General features: G+C 67.6%; 7 protein-coding genes. 5 read left to right on the top strand and 2 right to left on the bottom strand.

Annotated elements, in window-relative coordinates; translation table 11 throughout:
* Positions 1 to 854: 854 nt before the first annotated feature.
* Together AC07F3_RS34075 and AC07F3_RS34070 are read right to left on the bottom strand one after the other, a co-directional pair.
* Entirely contained in the window at positions 855 to 2,024 is a 1,170-nt protein-coding gene (locus AC07F3_RS34075; RefSeq protein ID WP_479118441.1) for an NAD(P)/FAD-dependent oxidoreductase, read from the bottom strand.
* Between the two features lie 602 nt (positions 2,025 to 2,626).
* Entirely contained in the window at positions 2,627 to 3,211 is a 585-nt protein-coding gene (locus AC07F3_RS34070) for an isochorismatase family protein (RefSeq protein ID WP_479118440.1), read from the bottom strand.
* A gap of 181 nt (positions 3,212 to 3,392) precedes the next feature.
* On the opposite strand from AC07F3_RS34070, the gene AC07F3_RS34065 reads away from it, so the two are divergent.
* From AC07F3_RS34065 to AC07F3_RS34045, 5 genes are all read left to right on the top strand, one after another.
* Positions 3,393 to 4,067 (top strand): TetR/AcrR family transcriptional regulator, encoded by a 675-nt coding sequence (locus tag AC07F3_RS34065; RefSeq protein ID WP_479118439.1) that lies wholly within the window; start codon positions 3,393 to 3,395, stop codon positions 4,065 to 4,067.
* 250 nt (positions 4,068 to 4,317) lie between these two features.
* Positions 4,318 to 5,844, top strand: coding sequence for a 4-hydroxyphenylacetate 3-hydroxylase family protein (locus tag AC07F3_RS34060; RefSeq protein ID WP_479118438.1), 1,527 nt, complete (start codon positions 4,318 to 4,320; stop codon positions 5,842 to 5,844).
* 95 nt (positions 5,845 to 5,939) lie between these two features.
* Positions 5,940 to 6,449: a flavin reductase family protein gene (locus AC07F3_RS34055; protein ID WP_479118437.1), complete on the top strand. Its 510-nt coding sequence runs from the start codon at positions 5,940 to 5,942 to the stop codon at positions 6,447 to 6,449.
* A complete protein-coding gene (locus tag AC07F3_RS34050) occupies positions 6,446 to 7,444 on the top strand; it encodes a hypothetical protein (protein ID WP_479118436.1) in 999 nt (332 codons plus the stop codon). The genes AC07F3_RS34055 and AC07F3_RS34050 overlap by 4 nt, the downstream gene beginning before the upstream one ends.
* A 3-nt stretch (positions 7,445 to 7,447) precedes the next feature.
* Positions 7,448 to 8,974, top strand: coding sequence for an FAD/NAD(P)-binding protein (locus tag AC07F3_RS34045; protein WP_479118435.1), 1,527 nt, complete (start codon positions 7,448 to 7,450; stop codon positions 8,972 to 8,974).
* The last annotated feature ends 7 nt before the right edge of the window (positions 8,975 to 8,981 follow it).

The raw sequence follows: 8,981 nt of genomic DNA, 5'->3' as shown, positions 1-8,981 counted from the left end.
CCCAGGGGAAGACCCGGAGCATGGTCCGATCTGCCATACGCGGGCGATCGCTCGGCTGTGCTGCTGTCCTGAGCCGATTTCCCGAGCGGTGGTGGAGATAATTGATCAGTGCTTCTGAGTCTGTCAATGGTCGTTCGTGCGGGTGCGTCACCCGGCCATGCGCTGACCGAGCGTTCTGCCCGAAAGGACCAGAGGGAAGGTACGGAAGGGCACGATGACGGACGGGTGTATTGCATTTCGCGTGATTCCTGAGGCAGGTTGAGACAAATCTCCGACCCAGGCGACAGGAGCTGCAATTTCCATGCCGGAAGCTCCTGACGAACGGTCTTGCCCGACCTTGGAACCACCGTCGGGAACCCCTCCGGAAGGGGCTGGGGGAGACTTCCGCCATCCCGGGGCTCCGGCGCGTGCCTGGATCGCCCCGTCCTGGGGCAAGACGGACTCCAGGTCTACCGACGCCAACGGGTCGCCGACTCCCGCAACCAGGCCTCCTGAACCAGTGGCGCCCCGCGCGTGCGTGCACGCGCGAACGAGGCCACACGACTGCTCGTCGCCGTAATCCTGGACTCGCAGTGCGCGAAGGGAGCCGAAACGGTAGGGGCGTACGCGCGCGGGTGCGCAGGCGGAAAGTCGATCAACGGGCGCAAACGCCACGTGACCGTGGACACGCGCGGCCTGCCGCCGGCCGTGAGGGCGGGAGTTGCCCCCACCCGGCCGCCGCGCACGTCACCGGTGCACGTGGTCAACCAGCCCCAGCCCATCCGCATCCGGATGCAGCCCCAGACGATCCGTCTCGCCCCGCCGCCTTGCGCCGATCGCAGACAAGAACGCTCACCACAACGGCACTTGGGCCGTCACGGGAAGAACCGCTCCGGGCGGAAGTCCGCAAGCAACTCATCGCTCTTCCCGCTGAGGATCTCCGAAGCAAGCAGGCGGCCGATCACCGGCCCGAGCGTGATGCCGCTGTGGGAGATGGCCTCGTAATAGCCCGGCACAGATGGCACCGCTCCCACCGAGGGGAATCCGTCGGCGGGGATGGGCCGGTCGGCTATCCGTTTCTGTGCGATGCGGGAGGTGGTGAGCTCGGGAACGACGTGCCGCGCCAGTTCGTGGAGCCGCCGTGCGAGTTCCGCCGGTTCTTCGCCGGTGTCGATGAGTGCGTCGATCTCGCGGCTGTGGAGGACCACCGACGTGTCTCCGTCAGGGCGGATCTCGATGTGAGGGGCGTGCATGGCACGGCGCACCGGGACCTGAGCGCAGCCGATCCGGGTGACGAGGCCGGGTTCTTGGCGCATCGGCAAGCGCCGCGCAACGAGGCTGGCGATGTGTGAGGCGCTGGGGCCCGCTACGTTCACGACGGCGTCGACGTTGAGCCGGCTCCCATCGGAAAGAGCGAGTGTCCGGATGCCCCCGTCGGCGCCGGTACCGATGTCACAGAGTGCGGTGTTGGACCTGAGCTCGGCGCCGGATGCGACGGCCTGGCCGACCAGTTGGCCGACGAGATGACGTCCGTGCACCCAGGCTTCGTCGGGGTAGAAGACGACGGGAACCTCGCCGGGCACCGTGAGGGCGGGTTCGAGGAGACGGCGTACCTCGGCCCCCGTGTACACCTCGGCCCGGTAGTCCCAGCTGGTCAGCAGGTCGGCCGTCTTGAGGAGCTTTGCTTCGTCGGTTGGATCGTCTGCCCAGCGCAGATGACCGCTGGGATGCCACCATGAGCCTGGCCCAATGGTTCGGGCGAGCTCACGGTAGGTTGCCATGCCCGCGACGTTCAGGTCGAAGTAGGACCTGCGTGCGGTCTTGTTGCTGGCGTTGACCCATGAGAAGGACCAGTTGGTGACGCCTTCGCCCGGCTGTCCGGCGTCGATGAAGACCACCTTGACGCCGTGCCGGGAGAGGTTCCAGCCCACACTCGCCCCGAGGATGCCCACTCCGATGACAGCGACAAGTTCAGGCGGCTTCGCGGACCCGATCCTCACCACCGGCCCCTTCCCAGAGCATGGATGAACTTCTGTTTCCAGCATCCAGGACCGCACTACAGCCCACCAGTGGCGGAACGTCACAGATCACCGGCTCTCTTGGTGAACCGGGCCCGATCAGCGGGGCCGCGAGCCGAGGTGACCTGCTCGCGGGCGTGGTCGATGTGGAAGTCGTCCCGGGCGAAGCCTCGTTGACGCGGTGGTGCCGGGCGGGGGCGCTCCGCGGAGATCAGGAGGCGGCGGTCTGGTGACACGGGTGCCTTGTCCAGATGGGGCAGGCAGGGGTAGCCGACGTCGATCGACCAGATGCTCGGCGGGGCAGCAGCCCGCGACGCGCCAGGCGGGTGCGGATGCCGGGCACGACCTGACTGTCGTGAACGGTCGCCACATCGGTGATTACGTTGGGCCGTCGGGAGCGGACCGGGCCGCCGAAGCGGCGCCCCCAGTCCTCATCGACCAACTCGTCGCGCAGGTGCGGGGAGTGGCGGTGAATTCCGCGAGTGCGGCGCGGAACGCCTCGGTGACCGGTGCCGGGCGTGTCAGGTCAGCGCCCCGTCTCCGGAACGATCGGAGAGCGGGGCGCCATGGGTGGTGCGGGCCGTCGGGGGAGAATCCGTCCAGCTTCCCCCGACGGTGTCAGGGGGCTGTCAGGCGAGGTCGTTCACGGTGGGGACGACGATGCCGTAGAGCTCGGTGATGGTGGCGAGTGCGCCGTCGTGGATCTGCTGGGCGGAGATGTGCTCCTGGCCTGCGGCGGTGGTGGGCAGGGATCGGGTGGCGGAGGCCGCGGCGACGACCGTGGGGCGGAAGCCGTTGAGGAAGGCGCCCTGGGCGGTGAACAGGACGCATATGTTCGTCATGAAGCCGGCAAGGATGACGTTTTCGTGTCCGGCTTCCTTGACGAGGGTGGCGAGGTCGGTCTCGTGGAAGGCGTTGGGGACGGACTTGATGACGCGGCCTTCTCCGGCGATGGGGGCGACGTCGGCGATGATCTGACCGTCTTCGGTGTCGGGCTGGTAGCCCTTGTCCTGGACGTGGATGACGGTGGCACCTGCGGCGCGGGCTGCGGCAAGGAGGAGCTTGCCTTCGGCGACGGCGTTCTTCCATCCGTCCAGTTCCATGGTGCCGTGGGTGTAGGTGTTCTGGAAGTCGATGAGGATGACGGTGGCGTCAGCCAGGGAGGCGGGGGTCTCGTCGAAGTTGTTGAGCTGGCGCAGCGTGGTGGTGGCCATGGGGATCCCCTTTAAGGAATGTGGAAGGCAGGAGCGCTGATGAGCGCCCTGTGGTGTTGGCGACGCTAACACAGGATGTAAGCAGGATGTACACGGTGCCGGTGGTTCCGTTTGTGTGGGTTGGCGATTTTCCCTGGTCAGAGGCGTTAGCGGTTCGTACATGAACTGTTAGCATGGCTTCATGTCAACAGCGAGAGAGCGCATTCTGGCCGCCACCACCGAGCTGATTGCTTCGCAGAGCGCGGAGGAGATCTCTACGCGGTCGATTTGTGCGAAGGCGCAGGTGGGGGCCCCTGAGATTTCCCGGCAGTTCGGGGGGAAGCGGGGGCTGATGGCGGTGGTGGCGGACCGTGGCTTCGAGCGTTTTCTGGCCAGCAAGCGAAAGAACCCCCGGACGGAGGATCCGGTGGCGGATGTGCGCACCGCGTGGGACAGTCACGTGCGTTTCGCCTTGGAGAATCCGCATCTGTACCGGTTGATGTTCACGCCGGACGGGGAGCCGAAGCCGCAGGCGGTCAAGGAGGCTCAGGCGTTGCTGCTCGGGGTGCTGGGGCGGTGCGAGGCGGCGGGGCGGCTGGTGCTGGCACCGGCGGTGGCGGGCCAGGCGATTCTTGCGGCGAACGTGGGTGTGTGCCTGATGATGCTGTCGTTTCCCGAACTGTTCGGGGATCTGGCGGTGTCCGAGGTGGTGCGTGACGCGGTCCTCGGGAAGGTGACGGGGCAGGCGCAGGAGAACGGCGATGCGGGTCAGGCGGCTGCGGGGGTGCTGGCGCGAGCGCTGGTGGGAACGCTGTCGGGAACCGTGACGGTGGATGATGAAGTGGTTCAGGCGTTGTCGCGGTCGCTTGATTCCTAGATTTTCGCAGGTCAGAGGGGCCCCGTCCGGGTTGGGCGGGGCTTTTTCCATGTCGGGGAGTGTTACCAACGCTTACGCGATGTGTTAGCTTTGTGAACACCTCAAGGAGGGCTCGACCCGTCCTTGAGGGCGACCGCTGCTGCGGGAGGAGTGCGTCACGGGGGACGCCAGGAGCCTTTTTTGTCCCTTCCGGCCTGCCCGGAAAAGCACCTCTTTCTTCCGCATGCCGATTTTTCGGAGGGGACCGGATATGTCTGCTGTACCCACGCCCGATGAGGCACCCAACGAGCTGATGACGGGCGACTCCTTTCTGGAGAGCCTGCGGGACGGGCGTCAGGTCTATGTGGACGGGGAGGTGGTCAAGGACGTCACCACCCATCCGGCGTTCGCGGGCGCCGCGAAGTCGTCCGCGCATCTGTATGACGCGCTGCACGCGCCGGAGACGAAGGACTTGATGACGACGGTCGACCGGTACACCGGCCACCGTGTCCACCGGTTCTTCACCCCCGCGCACTCGGCCGAGGAACTGCTCAGGGCTCGGGACGCGATCGAGCACTGGGCGCGCATGAGCTACGGGTTCATGAACCGCACGCCCGACTACAAGGCCTCCTTCATGGCCGGGCTCGTCTCCACCCAGGACTTCTACGCCCCTTACGACTCCAACGCGCGAGCCTGGTACGAGAAGTACGTCAAGCAGGGCATGGCCGTCTCACACGCGATCGTCAACCCCCCGGTGGACCGCAACCGGGCTTCGCACGAGATCTCGGACGTGTTCATCACCGTCGTCGAGGAGCGGGATGACGGCATCGTGGTGGAGGGCGCCAAGCTGATGGCGACCGGCTCGGCCCTGACGAACGCGGCGTTCGTGGGCCAGATCCACCTGGGCAACCTGCAAAAGGGCAAGGCCGAAGACATGGCGCTGGCGTTCATCGCGCCGATGAACACCCCGGGCCTGAAGGTGATCTGCCGTCCCTCCTACGAGAAGAAGGCCGCGTCGCCGTTCGACAGTCCGCTCTCCAGCCGGTTCGACGAGAACGACACGGTCCTGGTCTTCGACAACGCGTTCATCCCGTGGGAGAACGTGCTGATCTACCGGGACACCGAGAAGATCCACGAATACTTCCCCCGCTCTGGCCTGCTGTCGCGCGGCTTCTTCCAGGGCGCCGTCCGCATGGCGGTCAAGCTGGAGTTCATGGCGGGCCTCCTCGACAAGGGCACCCGCATGAACGGCACCCAGGACTTCAGGGGTGTCAAGGCCGGGCTGGGCGAACTCCTCGCGTGGCGTCATCTGACGTGGGCGATGACCACCGCCATGGCCATGGACCCCGAGGAGGGCCCGGCGGGAACGGTGCTGCCGAAGCTGGAGTACGCCGCCAGCCACCGGGTGCTGGCTCCCCTGTCCTGGCGCAGGGTCCATGACTTCTTCGAGGAGCACCTGGCGGGGTCGCTCCTGATGACCGGCTCCAGCTACAAGGACTTGCAGAACACCGAGTTGCGTCCGCTGCTGGACCGTTTCTACCGGGGCTCGGCCGGAGGCGCGGAGGAGCGGATCAAGCTGTTCAAGCTGGCGTGGGACGCGATCGGCAGCGAGTTCGGCGGCCGTCATGAGCTGTATGAGCTGAACTACGCGGGCGGCCCCGACCAGGTGCGTCTCGACACCGCCAACGCCGCGCACGCGATGGGGCTGCTCGACGCCTACGGCGCACAGGTCGACAAGGCGATGGGCGACTACGACCTGGACGGCTTCACCCGGGGGCGCTGGGCCGAGGACCGCTGACCGCAGGCCCTCCCACAGACGCAGCCGGGCGCCGTCTCCCCCTTCCCCCGCCGGCGCCCGGCTGCCCTCCTGCTCACGCTCTGGAGGTTTTTCCCATGGCTGACGACCTGCGCAGCGTCATGCGCCAGTTCGCCACCGGTGTGTGTGTCGCGACGACATGCCGCCACACACGGTCCGGTGCCCGCCGCCACAACGCCATCACCGTCAACTCCCTCGCCTCACTGTCCCTCACCCCGCAACTGGTGAGCTTGAGTTTCCGGGCGGACTCCGAATTCCTCGCCGATGCACTGGCCTCACGCGTGTTCGCCGTCTCCATCCTCGGCGCGGACGCGGAAGAGACGGCCCGCACGTTCGCGGGACGGCGGCCCGAGCGGGACCGTGCCCTGCGCACCGCCGCTACCCGTACCGGAGAGCACACAGGAGCTTTGCTGTTCGCCGGGGCCGGGTGGATGGAGTGCCGCTACTACGACCACCACGCGGTCGGTGACCACGTCCAGGTGATCGGCGAGGCCGTCGCCCTGGGTGCCGCCGGCTCCGCGCACACGCCGCTGATTTTCCTCGGTGGTGGTTTTCACCGCCTCGACACCGAAAGCGCCGCCTCATGAACCGCACCCGCATTTTCGCCGCCACCGCCCTGATCGCCACGAGCATGCTCACCGCCCCCAGCGCGCACGCGACCGGAGGCAATCCCCCTACGGTCATGTGCGTCACCGACAGCATGGACGGTGGGAAGACGACCGCCGTCGCGTCCGACGCCGCGGCCTTCCTGAAGCAGCGCACCCGCTCGTACGACGGGCCGTGCGCCGCGTTCGGCCCTGCCCAGGATCTCGGTGACGGCAACCTGCGCTCCTACACCCAGACCAACCAGGACGGCACCCCCTACGCGGTCGGGGTGACGTTCACCCGGGATGCGCTGGCGGGGCTGCCCACCGACATGAACGACCGTCACCACTGCTACGACGTCAATGGTGACGGGCGCGTGGACCAGGACACCGAATGTGTCGGCGGCTATGAGCACCCCCTCGCCCTGCCGTCGGCCACCACGGCGGCGCCGGGCCTGTCCTCCCAGTGGGTGCTGACCAACTACAACCCGAAGAGGCACGGCCTGCCCGGCATCTACGACGTGCCGCACTTCGATTTCCACTTCTACCTCAAGCCCAAGTCGGTGCGGGACGCCATCCGTACCGGTCCCTGCGGGCTCGTCATCAACTGCGACGACTACGCCACGGCCACCAAGGAAATCCCCGCCCGGTACATGCCGGCCGCCTACATGGACCACAAGGAAGCCGCCGAGGGCGCCATGGGCAACCACCTCATGGACATGGACGACTCTCCCGAATGGAACGGCCAGCCGTTCACGCACACCTTCATGTACGGAGGGTGGGACGGAGACCTCCTGTTCGAGGAGCCGATGATCACCAGGGCGTGGTTCGCGGGCCTCGCCGCCGGGACCAACGCGAACGGCTGCTTCCCCGTCAACCAGCCTGCCGCGTGGAAGAGCGTCGGGTTCTACCCCCGCCAGTACTGCATCAACTACGAGCAGGGCCGCGACGACTTCACCGTGTCGCTCCGCGACTTCTATTCGGCCCCGGGAGCGTGAGAGATGCACGGGGGATCATCCATCGCCGTCGTCGGGGGCGGCGCGGCGGCGGTGTGCCTGCTCGATGCGCTGGCCGCCTCCACGCTGGCGCCCGGCTCCCTGACCGTGTTCGAGCCGTCCCCGAACCTGTGGCGGGGCAGGCCCTACCAGGTCGACACGGAAGCCCTCACGATCAACATGGTGCCCGCCGACATGTCGGTACGGGCGGGGGATCCCGAGCATTTCGCGTACTGGCTCGCCGGCCGCGACCGGATCACGAAAAGCCCCACGGTGCCCGACCCGCACTCGGGAGCCCGCTTCATCGCTCGCACCGTTTACGGCGAATACCTCGAACACACCGCTTACAGCGCCATGGGCAGGCTGCGCCGCAAAGGCTGGCGTGTCGATCTGATCGGCGCGCCGGTGACCTCGGCCGCACGCTGTGCGCAGCGGGTCATGCTCCAGACGAAAGACGGCCGGGCCCGTGTCTTCGACTACGCCGTGCTGTGCGTAGGGAGAGGGGCGCCGGAGGACTTCTACAGTCTGGCGGGGGCCGAGGGATACATCGGGGACCCGTATCCGGCGGTCGACCGGCTGCACCAGATCGGCACGGACGAGCACGTGGCGATCCTCGGCAGCGGGCTGACGGCCGTCGACACCGTGCGGTACCTGGCCGCGACGGGACATCGAGGCAGAATCACGATGGTCTCCCGCAACGGGGTACTTCCTGCGGTGCGACAGCGACCGGCCGACTTCACGGTGAAGAACCTGACCCAGCCGCGCATGCAGGCCCTCGCGGCGCAGGGCGGGACGTTGTCGCTGGCCGAGCTGGCCGCCCTGTGCCGCAGCGAACTCGTCGGGGCCGGCAGCGACCCGGACAGGGTTCTCGCGGAAATCGGTTCCCCGTTCACCGAAAAGCCGCTGGACCGGCTGCGCCGTCAGCTGTCTCTGGTCGACGACACGGATCTGGGGCTGCGCATATTGCAGCGGGCCATCCCCGACACCGGGCCCGACGTGTGGCCGCTGCTGGCGGAGAAGGACAAGAAGCATCTGCTGCGCCACCACCACCGGGCGCTGATGAGTCTGTGCTGCCCGATGCCGCCCGCCTCGGCCGCCCTCCTGCTGGAGCTGGCGGACACAGGACAGCTGTCCGTAGAAGGGGGGTTGCGCCACATTGTTCCGGCGGGCGGTACCGGTTTCACGCTCACCACGGCCGGCGGCACCTTCACGGCCGACCGGATAGTCAACACCATCAGCCCTTCCGCCCGGCGCATCCCGCACGCGGCCCAGCGTCTGGTCACCTCTCTGCTGCGCTCGCGCACCGTGGCCGTCAACCCCTACGGAGGTCTGGCCATCGATCGCGCCACCAGCCGCCTGACGGTCGCCGGACAGGCGGATCCGTGCCTGTACGCGCTGGGAGACCTCGCGGCCGGCGCCCTGTTCTTCACCTGGGGCATTCCCTCGCTGGTCGACCGGGCCCGCGACATCACCGACGCCATCACCGCCCACCGGACGGCTGCCCCGCTGATGCCCGCGCTGCTCAGCGCCTGACCCAAGG

The organism is Streptomyces sp. NPDC045846 (genome assembly GCF_056431605.1).
Note: the sequence above shows the minus strand (reverse complement) of the source record. Positions and strands in the feature narration are given on the sequence as shown.